This is a genomic window from Chryseobacterium polytrichastri, assembly GCF_900142445.1.
GTDB classification, from domain to species: Bacteria; Bacteroidota; Bacteroidia; order Flavobacteriales; family Weeksellaceae; genus Chryseobacterium; species Chryseobacterium polytrichastri.
In genome coordinates this window covers 75719-90877 of sequence record NZ_FRAV01000012.1, presented here as the reverse complement: position 1 = coordinate 90877, position 15159 = coordinate 75719, and the positions used below count along the sequence as shown (strand labels likewise).

Genomic DNA, 15159 nt, shown 5'->3' with positions numbered 1-15159 from the left:
ATGAACTTATGGAAAAACAATCGAAAAAAGCTACATCTGTATTTTCAATAAAGAAAGCCACCATAAAAGGTAATGAAACATTATTTACAGATAAAATATTAAACAATGATATTGATAAAGAATATATCATCATCATAGCCCCTCAAAAATATCAACATGGTGACCAATGGAATTCAATAAAGGGAGCCGCAAAAAATATGAGAAATTTATGGCGAAATAATGCGGGAGAAAATGGGAAGTTTATGTTTGTACATCAAGGAATTCGCAGGGTCAAAATGAATCAAGAATTTGGTTTTAATTGGACTGTTTTAATATACAGTTTTGGTTACACTGAAGCACAATTAAATAAAACTAAAGAAGCTTTCCAAAAATTTGCTCCTGATTGTAATTTTATAAAGATTGCTGATTATACTGAAGCAGTGAATTATATTAATACTAAAAATAAGAGTAAAACTAATGATGATAACAAACTAAGAGTAAAGCAAGCAATAGAAAGGGTTTTTATATATTGCCATGGATTTGTTGGAAAGCTTGCAATGGGTTTAACAAATATAAGTACAGGTGATACTGACTTAGATTGGGATGAAAATGTTGTAAACAAATTAAATCAAAATGCATTTTCTAATACTGCAAAAATATATAGTTTTTCTTGTAAAACAGGATTAGGAAATAAGAGAATTGAAGATTTAAATAATATAAATGAAGAAATTGTGTATAGTGATAATGCGGAAGGAGGTGTTTCTTTTTCTCCTTTGCCTGTACCTCCTTTATCAAAATCTTATCGTAAAACAATCACCCTACCTTTACTTGGAGAGAAAAGTCTCGCTCAGAAATTTGCAAATAAAACTGGAGCAATGGTTTATGCTTATTGTTCACGCTCTGATTATGAGGATACATTAAATACTTCGGATGAATTAGATTTTTTTGATTATTTTGAAGCAGGAGAAAAAGGAAAAAAACCGATAAGAAATAATAAATCTTACGAGTATCTATTAGATAAAAAAAACAGAAAAGATACTGATATTATAAGACATAAAGAACTTATTGCAATTAGAAACAGGCGGCTCATTATAGATGGTGGGGCATTAGATTTAGAAGGAGCAAGATACCCCGTAAAAGGCGGTACTACCCCAGTTGGAGTACCTAGTGACATGAAAACTTATATAAAGCAAAAATAAATGCAAGAAAAAATAAAAAACTTCGCAAATAGAAATTCAACTGTATGGGCCATTTTGATGGCACTACTATCATCTTTCTTATTATTTATAGTTGGTTTTGTACAAATAATCAGCCAATCAACCGAAAAGAATAATGTTGAAGATTCAAATCCATTATTGGCATTTTTCACTTTGATACTTTTCTTTATACTGGGATATTTTTTTTTCAAATTCTTTACTTTTTATAAAAAAATCACACCACTTTTATATTTGGCAATAACTGTAATATTTATAACTATTTATATGTCAATATTACTTTACTCGGAAAGTAATATACAGGAAGTGGATACTTTGATAAACTTTATATCAGTTAAAAAATGGAGTGATGATGGTTATGCACCTCCAGAAGAGGTATTAACTAATGAGTTTTGCTTAGCAGTTTTAATTATACTTAACATTTTGAATATTTTCTTTTTAAATATTTTTCCAAATAAATACTTGATAAATAAGAAAAAAGTGAATTATTGGTCATTAGTTCTTTTAACTCTTATAATTATAATCAATTTAGTTTTTTACTTTTAATATACTATGGAGACAAAATATTTTATCAATACAGACCTAGGTTATCAAGACGTAAGTAATAAAATTATAGATGATGGATATACTTATATTGATGAAAATCGTCTGATAAATCCAAAGCCAATGATTTTTGACTATAATGAGTTGAAATGGTTGAGAGAAAACTTATATAATTATGTAATATATAGCTATCCTATGCTTTCTAGGCAGGCTTTTGAGGATATAAGAAATATAAGCTTAGATAATATAAAGTCGAGACCATATATTTTTACAGGATTTTTTCACTGTTTAGATGAAGATATTCATTTACTTAAATTGAAGGATGTAGATAATAAAGTGTATAATATTTATTTGATTAAATATGAAACTTGGTCCGATGAGGAAGATACTACTAAGTATGGAATAATAAAAAAGATACGTTTTGAAAATGAAGAATGGTACAGGAACTTTTTTACTAACGAAACCGATTATAACGAGAATAAGTATTCTTAAAATAAAGTTTGGTTTGATGATAAGAATCAAACGAAAAGAAAATTTCAAAATATTACAATTGACATTAAAGAGTATTTACCAAAAGCATTCGGATATAGTGTAGAATTAAGTGCAAATATAAATCTTCTTAGCATTGCGGGAGCATATGGTAAAGCTGGTCTAAACTATGTCGTTTTTACAAAAGGTATATACAGTTGGTTCCCCTTTGAGTATGTATATGCAGGCTACTCTTTAAACTTTGTTGTGCTAACAGGAGATTTAAAAAACACAATTAAAAATTTACTTAATGTAAAAAAGGCAAAAGACCTTTTGAAATTGGCAGGAGGAGGAGTTAGCGCAGGAGTATCTTCATTTGCTGCTTGGCTAAATAGCGAAGAGATTACACCAAATTCATGGACAGGTTGGTTTGTTGCAAACACATTAAGTGTAAAGGCAAGAGCGGGATTAGGTATAAACTTTGGTGGTTCTGTATTTGCAGGAACTTATGCTGATTGGGGATGGGAACCATTAAATTTTGATTTTGAAAAAGCAAGGAAAAGTAAAGTTTGGTATGGTGGGACTATTGATATAGGAGTAGCTGGAGGAACTCCTGCTGTGGAAGTAGGATTACATTACGCATCAAAATATTGGTTAATGGATGAAGATAGGGTTCATAGTTGGAAAAAAGATGGATTAGCATTTGGTATTAGATGGTATCAATTTATAAAGTTGAAGCCTGATTCAATACAATTTTATGAGAAGGTACTGGGAATAAAATTTCCTCAGTGGCTTAAAGATGTAATCAATATTTCTACTTCATTTGCAATTAAAAACGATATTAAATCTGTTGATGATTATGATATGCTTGCAAATAAAGAAATATTAGATAATGAATATAAAATAGCATTAGCTAGTAAAGGATATAATACTGAATTCTTTGCATCAATAAATGATAACAATAATAATGATTTAGCATAATGAATAACCCTCAAAGATATTTTCTATATTTTTCATACACTATTTGCAATAATTATTATCATTCTGATTGTTAATAGAAAGTTAATATTTGGTAATCTTAATGAAGAAATTAAACAAACAGAAAATGTTAGAAATGAAAAAGCGACATTACCATTAGAAACTTTCAATACAAATATTTTTGAAAAAATAAGTTTTAAAGGTATCATTGTGAAAAGTAATTATTCTAGAACAAAAGAAGATGAGAAAGCTCAAATGGGAGGAAGTTATTGGTTAGATATGAAGATTGATAATCAGGTATTTTTACAAAATAAAAATATACCATTAGAAATTGATGGTATATATAATTTAAAAGGGAATCCAATACAGATATATTATCGACCACAACAAGACTGTACTCTAGATTCAGAGTGTATTGGATATAAGATTGAAAAAAAAGTAGGTGAAAATTTCATTAGAATATTTCCTACTTCCACAGATAATAATACTTGTAAAAGAATATACTATACAAAGGATTTTGAATATTTTTGGAAATAGTGAAAAAAATAATGAGAAATAAAATTTTAATAATACTTATAATAGGATTAGGCTTATCTTTTATGAAGGCTCAAGAAAAGCATGAATTGAAACTTACTAAGATTGACTCACTATTAAATGCTTTAGCTTTTTATGCTGATACCACAGATAAACAAATTGATAGTTTAAATCGTGAATACAATCTAAAGATAAATTTTGAATATAAGTTTAAAGTTATTGATAGTTTATTAGATTCAGATGTGAAACCTTTTTATGATAGAAATCTGATTCCTATTTTTAAAACTACTTATTTTAATTATAGGAATGGTAATAAAAAAATAGCACTTAAAGAATTAGAAAAATTAACCCAAAAGAAATTTTCACCAGCTACATATATATATGCAAATTCATTTACTGACAAAACTCAAAGAGATAAATATTTAAAATTTGGAATATCTGAATGTTGCTTCATATGTAGAATACCTATGATGAAAGATGGATTTTATGAATCTAAAAAAGAGAAAATTATAGATTTACCGAAAAAATGTTATAAATAAAATCATTATAGATATGTCTTATAGCTTAACAGATAATACAGAATTAAAATGTGATAAAGGAACAACACCAGCACCTATCACAGTAACAAGCCAATCTTTTATGAGTATTGGAGGAAAGTTACAAGCTACAGAGGAAGACAAGCAACCTAACAGTAATATAAAACCCTTTGGAATATGTAGTGTTTTAAAATCTTCCTGTACACCCTCTCTTGTAAAATGGCAGGATACTTCTGTTTTTGAAATTGATGGTAAAAAAGAACTCCTAGATAGTTCTACATGCCAATGTTCTGTGGGGGGTAAAATATCTATTGTTAATTCAACACAAAGTTTTGTAAAAGAATGAAGTATTATCATAAACCTGTTTAAACTTATTTAAATAAAAAAAGTTTAAACAGGTTTAAGTTAAGAAGATATTTAGTAAATAATATTGTAGAGGAAAATAAATTTTATGAAGAGTGATGTTGACGGCAAGATAGTTGTAGCTACGTAAGAACCACACAAAATATAAAATATGAACGTACAGTTAAATCAAGATTCTCAAGTGGAAAATTTTCATACGGATAGTTTTCGATTTGACGTCTTGGAAGGTTTAAAAAGCCATCCTAAAAAATTATCTTCAAAATATTTTTACGATAAAACGGGAGATCATCTTTTCCAGAGAATCATGGCAATGCCGGATTATTATTTGACAAAATGTGAACTGGATATTTTCAAAAACAAAACAGCAGATTTAGCCCGTTTAATTACCCCAGACAACGAACCTTTTGATTTAATTGAACTGGGAGCTGGTGATGCAATGAAATCAACCTTTTTACTAAAATATTTGGTTGAAAAGGGAATTGATTTTACCTATATGCCGATTGATATTTCGGGAAATATTCTTTCTATCTTACATGAAAAACTGAGCAATGAACTTCCCAATTTAAAAATCACGAAGCTGGAAGGAGAGTATTTTGAAATGCTACAAAAAGCCGCTACCTTATCTTCCCGAAGAAAGGTGATTTTGTTTTTAGGAAGTAATATAGGGAATATGAGTCTCGAAGAAGCAGAAAGCTTTTGTAGAGCTTTAAACCAGAATCTAGCTTCTGACGATGTCGTTTTAATAGGTTTTGATATGAAGAAAAACCCTCACACGATATTAAATGCATATAACGATAAAGAAGGTATTACCGCTGCTTTTAACCTTAATCTTTTAACTCGTATCAATACAGAACTTGATGCCAATTTTAATTTACAACAATTTCAACATTATCAAACCTACGATCCGGTAAGTGGAGCGTGTAAAAGTTTTTTAGTAAGTTTAACAGAGCAAAATATCAACATAGGAAACGACTGCATTTCATTTAAAGAAAATGAATTGATTGATATGGAAATTTCACAGAAATTTTCAGAGGAGAAAATAAAGGAATTAGGCGAAAAATCCGGTTTCAGAATGATCGGAGAAATTAAAGATTCCAAAAAATGGTTTGTAGATACCGTCTGGCAAGTAAAGTAATGAACTAAAAAACTGAAAAAGATGACACCCAATCCAATCACAACAGATTTAGTTAAAAAATATACAGATATTCGTAAGCATTCTGAAGAGATATGTTCGCCTTTGGAAATTGAAGATTACGTCGTACAACCTATTGTAGACGTGAGCCCGCCCAAATGGCATTTGGGTCACACCACATGGTTTTTTGAAACCTTTATCTTGCAACCCAATTTTCCGGATTATAAAGTTTTTGATGCACAATATAATTTTGTTTTCAATAGCTATTATGAAACCATTGGTGCAAGAGTTATCCGTACTGATCGGGGAAATTTAAGTCGACCTTCAGTTTCAGATATTTACAAGTACAGAAAATACGTTGACGAACACATGGAGGCCTTTCTTCAAAGTGCATTTATGACAGAAGCGGTGGAACCTTTGTTAGCACTTGGGCTTAATCATGAGCAGCAACATCAGGAATTATTGATTACAGATATTAAATATATTTTAGGACATAATCCACTTTTTCCGGCGTATAAAAAGGAATGTATTACTAAAGAAATATCTTCAGGAAATGCTGAAATGCTGAGGTTCTCGGAAGGAATATATGAAATTGGTTTTAATGGAGAAGGTTTCTGTTTCGATAATGAATTAGGAAGACATAAAGTTTTTCTGAACGATTTTAAAATCGCCAATCAATTAGTGACCAATCGAGAATATTTACAATTTATAGAAGCGGGAGGTTATACCGATTTCAAATATTGGCACGCCGAAGGTTGGGATTGGGTAAAACAAAATACTGCCAAATCCCCTTTATATTGGCATATGGTTGATGATCAATGGATGTATTATACGTTGAATGGTTTGATGGAATTAGATCTTGATGAAGCAGTTTGTCATATCAATTTTTTTGAGGCTTCAGCTTTTGCATCATGGAAAGGAATGCGTTTACCTACAGAAGCCGAATGGGAAGTGGCTTCCGATCATTTCAATTGGGGAAGCCGTTGGGAATGGACCAATTCTGCATATTTACCATATCCTGATTTTAAAAAAGAAGCCGGAGCAGTGGGAGAGTACAACGGGAAATTCATGGTCAATCAAATGGTTTTGCGCGGTGCTTCGGAAGCAACTCCTCTTGGACATAGCCGAAATACCTATCGTAACTTTTTCCAGACCGGCTTACAATGGCAATTCACCGGAATCCGACTTGCTCAATAACTTTTGCCGATGATTACAGTAGAATCAATTTCAAAGAATTTTAACGGAAAACCAGCAGTAGATAACATTTCTTTTCAGGTTAAAGATAAAGAAATATTGGTGCTTCTGGGAACCAGCGGTTGCGGAAAAACAACAACGCTGAAAATGATCAACCGTCTCATAGAAGCAGATGCCGGAAATATATTGATTGATGGTAAAAACGTCCGGGATCAAAAAGTAGAAGAGTTGAGAATGGGAATTGGTTTTGTGATGCAGCATTCAGGATTGTTTCCTCATTACACCATTAAACAAAATATTGCGGTAGTTCCGGAATTATTAAAATGGGACAAAAAAAAGACAGAAAACAGAACCGAAGAACTTCTCCATAAACTTCATCTTTCTGAAGATATCCTTCATCGTTTTCCGGGCGAATTAAGTGGTGGACAACAACAAAGAGTAGGAATTGCCAGAGCATTGATTGCGAATTCACCGATTTTATTGATGGATGAACCTTTTGGAGCTTTAGACAATATTACCAAAGCAGATATTCATTCCGAATTTAAATCGTTGGAAGAGCTTAAAAATAAAACAATAATCCTAGTTACCCATGATGTGCAGGAAGCTTTTGAATTAGGACATAGGGTATGTTTGATGGATAAGGGTGAAATTATTCAGATCGGTACCCCAAAAGAAATGCTTTATCAACCAACCAATGATTTTGTGATTGATTTTTTTGCCGAAAACCGATTGTTATTGGAATATAAAGTAGCTACTTTAAAAGATGTGAATGGCTTTATGGATTCAGAAAATGAGTATAAAGAATTTAATTTTGACGAAACCACCAGTGTTTGGAATGCATTACAAAAATTAAGTTCAAATCATAAAAATACAACGCATTACGAAATGTTGATCAAAGCATTTAATGAATATCGAAAACTACAGATCGTATGACGCAGCAGAGTCTTTGGCAATTTATTATTGAACAGCATGAAAAGTTATTAACCCAAATTACTCAACATCTTGGCTTAACTTTCTTGTCATTGCTTTTAGCGATTATTGTAGGTTTACCTTTGGGAATATTGATCGCCCGAAAAAGAAAACTTTCAAGTTCTGTTCTTGGTGTTGCAGGGATTTTACAGACCATTCCGAGTATCGCTTTACTGGGCTTTATGATTCCTGCTTTTGGAATTGGAGCTACACCAGCTATTGCTGCCTTATTAATTTATGCACTTTTACCCATCATTCGAAATACATATACAGGAATTACAGAAGTAAATCCAACCGTTATTGAATCGGCAAAAGCAATGGGAATGAATAAGACTCAACTTCTTTTTAAAGTTGAACTTCCTTTGGCAATGCCCGTTATCATTGCAGGAATAAGAACAGCAGCAGTAATTAATGTGGGAGTAGCAACGTTGGCTTCATTTGTTGCTGCGGGCGGTTTGGGAGAATTCATCTTCGGTGGAATTTCCCTTAATAATACCAATATGATTTTAGCAGGCGCAATTCCCGCAGCATTATTGGCTGTTGTGTTGGATCAGGCGATTGCTGTTTTACAAAAATCAGGCTATCAATTACTACAAAAATTGAAATATATAGTTCCTGCGATTTTGATTATTGTTGGTGGTATTTACCTTCTGACTTCTGTTTCAGACAAGAAACTTAAAGCGGGTTTTACGCCCGAATTTATGGGCAGACAAGATGGCGATCTTGGCTTACGTTCGGTGTATGGATTGAATGTAAATCCTGTTGTGGTAAGCGACGCCATTATGTACAAAGCAGCTTATGAAAAAGAATTGGATTTAATCAGCGGATATTCTACAGATGGCAGAATTAAAGCATTTGACTTGTATGTGTTGAATGACGATAAGAAAATATTTCCGCCCTATTTTGCCGCACCGATCATTAAAACCAAAACCTTAGAAAAGTTTCCTGAATTAGAAAAAACGTTGAATTTATTATCGGGTAAATTTAATGACTCGATTATGACGGATTTAAATTATAAATCCGATTATCTTCATCAGACTCCTGAAAAAATTGCCAAAGACTTTTTAATTAAAAACAAGTTATATACAATTTCTAGAAAAGGCAATTCCGGAACGGTGCGAATTGGTTCAAAGATCTTTGGAGAACAGTATATTCTCACAGAAATGTATAAAATGTTGATTGAAGGCAATACCAACTATAAAGTAGAAACAAAAACAGGCTTGGGAGGAACCAAAATCTGTTTTGATGCTTTGATGAATGATGCAATTGATTTTTACCCCGAATATACAGGAACCGGCCTTTTAGTACTATTAAAACCTACCGAAGAAACCATTAAAAAAGTAAGTCAAAGTGCCGATGAGACCTACCAATACGTTAATTCAGAATTTCAAAAACAATATGGAATCCAATGGCTGAAACCACTTGGGTTTAATAATTCGTATGCATTAATGATGCGCAGAGAACAATCAAAAGAACTGAATATAAAAAGCATATCAGATTTGAAGAATTATTGGGATTTAAAATGATTTTTGAAAAACTTATGTGTTCTTAAAAAGAATTTATGCAATAATCTTTTGAACCTTTTGCGGTTAAAATAAAAAGTTCAATGAAAAATGAATCAATGCGGCAACTTTTCTCTAAAATATCCATACACCCAAGTTCCCAAAACAGCGCTTAACAAAGTGAATATAACAACTAAAGATCCACTTCCGATTTGAGCAAATAACGGACCTGGACAAGCTCCGGTAAGAGCCCATCCAAAACCAAAGATCAAACCTCCATATATTTGACCTTTGCTGAATTTTTTAGAGGATATTGTGATGGGTTCTCCATTAATGGTTTTGATATTGAATTTTTTAATGAGCCAAACAGAAATAATGCCCGTTACAACAGCGCTTCCAATCACTCCATACATATGAAAAGACTGTAAACGGAACATCTCCTGAATTCTGAACCAGCTGATGATTTCTGCTTTTACAAATACAATTCCGAATAGAATTCCTACCAAAAGATATTTTAAATAATGATACCACGCAGGCTTAGAATTATTTTCAAGAGTGGAATGTGAGTTTTGAATATCTGTTTCTGTATTGATCATAAGGTAAATATTAAAGTGAAAGGATAAGAGGTAAAATGAAATTAGCCATTAAAAAACCACCTATCATAAAGCAAATTGTTGCGACTAAAGATGGCCATTGCAAATTAGAAAGTCCCATAATGGAGTGCCCACTGGTACAACCTCCTGCATAGCGAGTTCCGAAGCCGACTAAAAATCCGCCAACAATCATGATAATGAAACCTTTGATGGTAAAGAGACTTTCAAAATTCATTAACTGAGCAGGAACAAGATGGGTGTAATCTGTAATTCCATAACCCGTTAATTCTGCTTTAAGCTTTGGGTTTACGATGATTTCCTGAGAATTCATAAGAAATTGAGCAGCGATCATTCCTCCGAAAAATATACCTAAAACAAAAAAAAGATTCCATGATTCTTTTTTCCAATCATACTTGAAGAAGCTGATGTTGGAAGGAATACATGCGGCACAAATCTGTCTTAATGATGAACTTATTCCAAAAGATTTATTCCCTAATATAAGCAAGGTAGGCACGGTGAGACCTATAAGAGGGCCTGCAATATACCAAGGCCATGGTTCTTTAATAATATCTAGCATGTAGTTAATTTCTTAAAGCAAAGATCGAGATTATTATGAAATGCTACAGCTACTTTTGTTACATAAGAAATTTTCAAGATCAATCGGGGAGGGTGATCTTATTTCTTCCCAATTGTACTTTTCCCATATCTTCGAGTTGTTTTAACAGTCTTGATACCACAACTCTTGCGGTTCCTAGTTCGTTAGCAAGTTGTTCGTGGGTAATGATAATGGTTTTGGATTGTAAGAGTTCAGATTTTTTATGAAGAAGATTCAGTAATCGATCGTCTACTTTTTTGAAAGCAATGGCATTGATAATATCCAGCAACTCTTCAAACCGTTTATGATAAAGCCTGAAAATATAATCCAGCCATTCGGGATGTTGTTGAATAAAAAGAGAAACTTTGTCTACCGGAAGAAAGAGAATTTCAGAAGTTTCTTCTATTTCAGCTCTCACAATACTTTTCTCATTATGCATTCCTCCAAGAAAAGACATAATACAGCTTTCACCCGCTTGGATATAATAGAGCAAAATTTCACGGCCGTCTTCCTCTGTCCGAATTACTTTCATCATTCCTTTCATCACAATAGGAATAGCCTGAACAGATGCTTTTTCATCTAAAATAACCTCTCCCTGTTTATATTCTCTTATTGTTCCATATTGGTAAAGTTGCTCTATTAATTCAGGAGAGTTGGCAAATTCTTTAAAGAGAATAGGAGATTCATTCATTTTGTATTATCCATTAATAAAGCGAATGTACATTAAATTTAAATAGTTTAAAAAAATGACTGAAAGGTTTAATATATGAGATTAGCCTTGATAAAGGGATAGATTATGCACTTTCTATTTTTCAATAATAGAAATATTGTTATTTTGTTAATTTTATAACGTAAAATACGATAATGAATAAAATTCTATTTTCTATATTTCTACTTTGTGCTGTTTTACTTTCTGGCCAGACTGTAAAATCTTATTCTCATTATATTGATGTTGCCGATAAATTAAAATATAAAGATTGGAAAAACGCAGAGCTCAACATTAAAAAAGCAGAAGAGGTAACTTTAACAAAAGATCTTGGAGATTTTTACTTAGAATCTTCTGAAATATATAAAAATGTTGGACACTTTGATACAGCGTTGGATTATTGTGTAAAAGCAGATAATATTTTTATCGAACAGAAAAATGACAAAAAACTAGCAAAAGTATATGGAGTATTTGCTTTCATTTATTCTCAATTGAATGATACAAAACGGGCGATATCTTATTATAAAAAGCTTTTAATGTATCATGAAAAAATCCATAATAAAGAGGGAATTATAAAATCTTTAAATAATTTAGGCAATGCATATTTTGCAATTTCTAAATTAGATTCTTCGCAATATTATTTTGAGCAAGCATTACCGGTCTTCAAACATTATAATGATCCGGCATTAAAATCTTTTATTTATTCGAATCTAGGTAAGCTTAAATTTTTTAAAGGAAATTCTGTAGAGGCCGAAAATTATTTACTTGAAGCCAAAGGTATTCTGGATCATGACTCTATTGAAGATGAAAGATACCGTTCTACAAACTACTACACTCTTGCCAATTTTTATGCTTCAACCAATAATGCACAAAAGGCATTGTTGTATGCAAAAGAGCTTGGGAAATATACAGATACAAAAAAAGTGAATTTTGATAATATTAATTATTTAAAGACGCTTTATAATGCTTACTTGTTGAATGCAGATTATAAAAATGCTTCTTTTACATTTAAAAAATATGATTCTATACGAGAGCTTTTGAATATAGAACAAAAGGCGGTAAATGTTGAAAAAATTAAAATAAAGCATGATTATGAGGTTCAAAAAAAGATAGAAGATCTGGAAAATAGTAAAAGGAATACTTTGATTGCTTTAGTGGTCATTGGTTTATTGCTAATTACCATAATCTGTATTTTACTTTTAATTAATTATAAAAATAAAGCGGAAAAATTTCGTTTGGAACATAAATTAATTGAAGCACGGGAGAAACAATTGGATTTTGATAATCATCTTAAGGAAAAACTTCTTTTACAAAAATCAATGGAACAGTCTAGGATTGAAGAAATATTTAAATCTATTCTGGATCAGATTCATAAATTAAAGATTGCCCATAATGATCAATATATGAATGAGGTTTCTGATATTATCAATGAAATTCAGCTCAATACAAAACAAAATAATTGGGCAGGTTTTGAATACCATTTCCTGAATATTCATGAGTCTTTTTATAAAAATTTAGATGAGAAACATCCTGGCCTTACCAATTATGATAAAAAGCTGGCAGCCATGTTAAAGTTAAAATTATCAACCAAAGAAATCTCTGATATTTTAAATGTTACTTCAAAAACAATTGAAAATTCAAGAACAAGATTAAGGAAGAAAATGAATCTTACAAATAGTAAAGAAGACTTATCAATTTATTTGAATGGATTTTAAATTATTGATTTTCAGTAGGTGTGTGGTTAATGTGTGGTGCTTTTTTTGAGGTAAGTGTTCTTTGTGTGGTGCTAATTACGAATCATGGATAAGTGTTTTATTTCTTTGCGAATAAGAATTTTAAAACATTTGGTTATGAAGAAAGTACTATTTACTGTTATCACAATGATGTGCGCAAATTTTGAAGTAAGTGCACAATGGAATCCTAATACGGCTCAAAATCTTCTTGTCACTGATCCCGGATCGGGAGGGTCTGCATTTTCGGCAACAACAAAAGATGGAAAAACATATATTGGGTTTTGGAAAAAGCTATCCACGGCTGCAAATTTCGAATTATGGCTGCAGATTTTAGATCAAAACGGGAATAAACAATTAGGTGCTAATGGCGTTATGCTTAGTAACCAAATCCCCATGGGAAGCTATACGATTGTTGAAAGAACAGCGGTTGATGCTGCAGACAATTTATATATTGGGGTTACGGGTACTGGTGCCGGTACGTTAGGATATGTTTTTAAAATAAATCCACAAGGAGTGTCGGCTTGGCCTAACGGAATTAATCTGGGAGAAGGGTATCTTCCAACCATTCTCCCATTATCGAATGGTGATGTAATTGTGAGTTATTGGCCTCAAAGTCAGAAATATGCAAGGGTACAGCGATTTAATGCGAATGGGGTAGCGGTGTGGTCGGCATCTGTTCAGATTTTATCTGATACCACAACAAACAATACTGTTCCTGCTGCTCTTTTTGAGTTACCTAATAACGAGGTAGAAATTATTTTCAATAAAGTAACAACGGGAACATACAGTTATCCTTTTGCTCAGAAACTTAGTATTGCTGATGGTGCATTGCTTTGGGATGGTGCAAAACAAATTTCAACAAAAACCACTTCATGGAATGTTTTGTATCAAGGAGTTGCTGACGGAAATACGGTCTATTTTGGGTTTACCAGTGGGCAGGGTGGCTGGCATCATAGTTATTTACAGAGAATAAATACCGATGGTACATTGCCTTGGGGAGTAGACGGTTCAGACTTTGACAATACGATGACTTATCGTCAAAAAGATATGAAAATTGCTTATAGTCAGGGCTCTCCTTATATTTGGTCGATAGCCAATTACAGCAATTCCGCACAAGGTTTAAACGGAGAGTTTGTTCAGAAATTTGATAAAAATACAGGCGCAAGACTTTTTACAGATAATGCAAAGCAGGTATTTCCGATGGATGACAATCAGATATTTCATACCGGAAATTTACATCTGGCTGATGATAAACCTTACTTTGTTGTTCAGAAAAGAATGGCACCTTCTAATGTAAATACTTCCTTAGATGCAGTTGCTTTAGATAATAATGGAAATTTTTTATGGCCTCAAAACTCTGTTCCTATGGCTACATACGCAGGGAGTAAAACGTTTGTAACTTCTTTAAAACCTATCAATGGGCAAGGCGTAGTTGTGTTTTTGGAACAAAAGTCGGCAGATGCAAATTCTGTAATTTATGCGCATCATTTGGCTTTATCTACGTTAGCTACCAATGAAGTTTCTACAAATCATTCGGGCATTGAAATTTACCCCAATCCTGTGAAAGATATCTTAACGGTTAAAGGACTTAAAAAATCTGAAAATATTTCTATTTACAGTATAAGCGGGCAATTGATTACATCTGAAAAGGTAAATCTGGAAAAAATAAATGTACAGAATCTGGAATCCGGAGTGTATACTTTAAAAGTTGAGGGTCAGTCTAAAGGATTTAAATTCATTAAAAAATAAGTTTAAAAAACTATTTGGATAAAAGGTTTTATACTTATTCTATAAACATAAATTTAGCTTTCGTAAACAATTCATTTTAATATCATTTTGTTTGAAGGGATTTTCCTTATTTTTCATCATGTAATCATTATGGCATTTATTTTTTTTAGTATTTTTTAAAACCAATGAAAATCATTGGTTTTTTGCATGAATTAAGTGTTTTATTTTCCACGAGTTACAAAAGTAACTTGCGCATTATGATATACTGAATTTTTATTACATTTTTTATATAAAACAGAATTAAATTATCTGTTCTTGTATGATATTTACCCCTATAAAAAAACAAAAATTACTTTAACTTTGTTATAATCGAATATTCCACAACAATTACT

16 protein-coding genes are annotated in these 15159 nt (G+C 31.8%); 13 read left to right on the top strand and 3 right to left on the bottom strand.

Features of this window, described 5'->3' with window-relative positions; all coding sequences use genetic code 11:
- The first annotated feature begins 8 nt into the window (after positions 1-8).
- From BUB80_RS09525 to BUB80_RS09475, 11 genes are all read left to right on the top strand, one after another.
- Positions 9-1178: a hypothetical protein gene (locus BUB80_RS09525; RefSeq protein WP_139262635.1), complete on the top strand. Its 1170-nt coding sequence runs from the start codon at positions 9-11 to the stop codon at positions 1176-1178.
- The gene (locus BUB80_RS09520) at positions 1179-1739 is read left to right on the top strand and encodes a hypothetical protein (RefSeq protein ID WP_073292697.1); all 561 of its coding nucleotides are present in this window, start codon (positions 1179-1181) and stop codon (positions 1737-1739) included.
- Between the two features lie 6 nt (positions 1740-1745).
- A complete protein-coding gene (locus BUB80_RS09515; protein WP_073292696.1) occupies positions 1746-2228 on the top strand; it encodes a hypothetical protein in 483 nt (160 codons plus the stop codon).
- A 243-nt stretch (positions 2229-2471) separates the two neighbouring features.
- Positions 2472-3185 carry a hypothetical protein gene (locus BUB80_RS09510; RefSeq protein ID WP_073292695.1) on the top strand — a complete coding sequence of 238 codons (714 nt, stop codon included), beginning with the start codon at positions 2472-2474 and terminating at the stop codon, positions 3183-3185.
- 207 nt (positions 3186-3392) lie between these two features.
- Positions 3393-3719: a hypothetical protein gene (locus BUB80_RS09505; protein ID WP_073292694.1), complete on the top strand. Its 327-nt coding sequence runs from the start codon at positions 3393-3395 to the stop codon at positions 3717-3719.
- An 11-nt stretch (positions 3720-3730) separates the two neighbouring features.
- A complete protein-coding gene (locus tag BUB80_RS09500) occupies positions 3731-4255 on the top strand; it encodes a hypothetical protein (RefSeq protein WP_073292693.1) in 525 nt (174 codons plus the stop codon).
- Positions 4256-4268: 13 nt separating this feature from the next.
- Positions 4269-4598 (top strand): DUF4280 domain-containing protein, encoded by a 330-nt coding sequence (locus tag BUB80_RS09495; RefSeq protein WP_073292692.1) that lies wholly within the window; start codon positions 4269-4271, stop codon positions 4596-4598.
- Between the two features lie 168 nt (positions 4599-4766).
- Positions 4767-5750 carry an L-histidine N(alpha)-methyltransferase gene (locus BUB80_RS09490; protein ID WP_073292691.1) on the top strand — a complete coding sequence of 328 codons (984 nt, stop codon included), beginning with the start codon at positions 4767-4769 and terminating at the stop codon, positions 5748-5750.
- Positions 5751-5771: 21 nt separating this feature from the next.
- Positions 5772-6944: an ergothioneine biosynthesis protein EgtB gene (egtB, locus tag BUB80_RS09485; protein WP_073292690.1), complete on the top strand. Its 1173-nt coding sequence runs from the start codon at positions 5772-5774 to the stop codon at positions 6942-6944.
- Positions 6945-6953: 9 nt separating this feature from the next.
- The gene (locus BUB80_RS09480; protein ID WP_073292689.1) at positions 6954-7874 is read left to right on the top strand and encodes an ABC transporter ATP-binding protein; all 921 of its coding nucleotides are present in this window, start codon (positions 6954-6956) and stop codon (positions 7872-7874) included.
- Complete coding sequence (locus BUB80_RS09475) at positions 7871-9436, top strand: ABC transporter permease/substrate-binding protein (RefSeq protein WP_073292688.1); 1566 nt, start codon at positions 7871-7873, stop codon at positions 9434-9436. Before BUB80_RS09480 ends, BUB80_RS09475 begins: the two co-directional genes overlap by 4 nt.
- A gap of 92 nt (positions 9437-9528) precedes the next feature.
- Here the strand turns inward: BUB80_RS09475 and BUB80_RS09470 are convergent, their stop codons facing one another.
- The 3 genes from BUB80_RS09470 to BUB80_RS09460 form a co-directional block, all read right to left on the bottom strand.
- Positions 9529-10008 (bottom strand): YeeE/YedE family protein, encoded by a 480-nt coding sequence (locus tag BUB80_RS09470; RefSeq protein WP_073292687.1) that lies wholly within the window; start codon positions 10006-10008, stop codon positions 9529-9531.
- A gap of 10 nt (positions 10009-10018) precedes the next feature.
- Positions 10019-10582 carry a YeeE/YedE family protein gene (locus tag BUB80_RS09465; RefSeq protein WP_073292686.1) on the bottom strand — a complete coding sequence of 188 codons (564 nt, stop codon included), beginning with the start codon at positions 10580-10582 and terminating at the stop codon, positions 10019-10021.
- Positions 10583-10661: 79 nt separating this feature from the next.
- Positions 10662-11291 carry a Crp/Fnr family transcriptional regulator gene (locus tag BUB80_RS09460; RefSeq protein ID WP_073292685.1) on the bottom strand — a complete coding sequence of 210 codons (630 nt, stop codon included), beginning with the start codon at positions 11289-11291 and terminating at the stop codon, positions 10662-10664.
- A gap of 173 nt (positions 11292-11464) precedes the next feature.
- Between BUB80_RS09460 and BUB80_RS09455 the strand changes: the two genes are divergently transcribed.
- On the top strand, positions 11465-13021 hold the full coding sequence (locus BUB80_RS09455) for a tetratricopeptide repeat protein (RefSeq protein ID WP_073292684.1): 1557 nt from the start codon (positions 11465-11467) through the stop codon (positions 13019-13021).
- Positions 13022-13156: 135 nt separating this feature from the next.
- The gene (locus BUB80_RS23240; protein WP_175549591.1) at positions 13157-14788 is read left to right on the top strand and encodes a T9SS type A sorting domain-containing protein; all 1632 of its coding nucleotides are present in this window, start codon (positions 13157-13159) and stop codon (positions 14786-14788) included.
- The last annotated feature ends 371 nt before the right edge of the window (positions 14789-15159 follow it).

Coding starts and splice junctions, on each gene's coding strand:
- BUB80_RS09475 (WP_073292688.1), top strand. CDS start 7,871: ATGACGCAGCAGAGTCTTTGGCAATTTATTATTGAACAGCATGAAAAG.
- BUB80_RS09480 (WP_073292689.1), top strand. CDS start 6,954: ATGATTACAGTAGAATCAATTTCAAAGAATTTTAACGGAAAACCAGCA.
- BUB80_RS09495 (WP_073292692.1), top strand. CDS start 4,269: ATGTCTTATAGCTTAACAGATAATACAGAATTAAAATGTGATAAAGGA.
- BUB80_RS23240 (WP_175549591.1), top strand. CDS start 13,157: ATGAAGAAAGTACTATTTACTGTTATCACAATGATGTGCGCAAATTTT.
- BUB80_RS09490 (WP_073292691.1), top strand. CDS start 4,767: ATGAACGTACAGTTAAATCAAGATTCTCAAGTGGAAAATTTTCATACG.
- BUB80_RS09525 (WP_139262635.1), top strand. CDS start 9: ATGGAAAAACAATCGAAAAAAGCTACATCTGTATTTTCAATAAAGAAA.
- BUB80_RS09465 (WP_073292686.1), bottom strand. CDS start 10,582: ATGCTAGATATTATTAAAGAACCATGGCCTTGGTATATTGCAGGCCCT.
- egtB (WP_073292690.1), top strand. CDS start 5,772: ATGACACCCAATCCAATCACAACAGATTTAGTTAAAAAATATACAGAT.
- BUB80_RS09500 (WP_073292693.1), top strand. CDS start 3,731: ATGAGAAATAAAATTTTAATAATACTTATAATAGGATTAGGCTTATCT.
- BUB80_RS09470 (WP_073292687.1), bottom strand. CDS start 10,008: ATGATCAATACAGAAACAGATATTCAAAACTCACATTCCACTCTTGAA.
- BUB80_RS09455 (WP_073292684.1), top strand. CDS start 11,465: ATGAATAAAATTCTATTTTCTATATTTCTACTTTGTGCTGTTTTACTT.
- BUB80_RS09460 (WP_073292685.1), bottom strand. CDS start 11,291: ATGAATGAATCTCCTATTCTCTTTAAAGAATTTGCCAACTCTCCTGAA.
- BUB80_RS09515 (WP_073292696.1), top strand. CDS start 1,746: ATGGAGACAAAATATTTTATCAATACAGACCTAGGTTATCAAGACGTA.
- BUB80_RS09520 (WP_073292697.1), top strand. CDS start 1,179: ATGCAAGAAAAAATAAAAAACTTCGCAAATAGAAATTCAACTGTATGG.